Genomic DNA, 261 nt, shown 5'->3' with positions numbered 1-261 from the left:
CCGATCTTGCATCGCATTGAGCACGTCGGGGGCGACCTTGCCCAGGCTGCCCTGATAGGCCCTCGTCGAGTCGAAGAAGCGGTCGCACAGCACCCAGCTGCCCTGGCTCAGCGCCGGGAGAATCACGTTGCGGACGTGGTCGTCGCGCGCGGCGGCGAACAGCAGGGTCTCCGCTTCCGCGCCCAGCAGCTTGCCCATGCCCGACAAAACGAGGTGGCGCATGATCTCGGCGCCGGGCGATCCGCCGGGCTCGCGGGTCAG

General features: G+C 69.3%; 1 protein-coding gene. It reads right to left on the bottom strand.

Annotated features, from left to right (window positions below; all coding sequences use genetic code 11):
- Positions 1 to 261, bottom strand: a 261-nt coding sequence (locus tag A6V29_RS09935) for a dTMP kinase (RefSeq protein ID WP_283956350.1), incomplete at both ends; no start/stop codon positions are given.

It is taken from the genome of Blastococcus sp. CCUG 61487 (genome assembly GCF_005222955.1).
Taxonomy (GTDB): domain Bacteria; phylum Actinomycetota; class Actinomycetes; order Mycobacteriales; family Geodermatophilaceae; genus Blastococcus.
The sequence above is the reverse complement of the archived record's forward strand: the minus strand, read 5'-3'. Positions and strand labels throughout refer to the sequence as shown.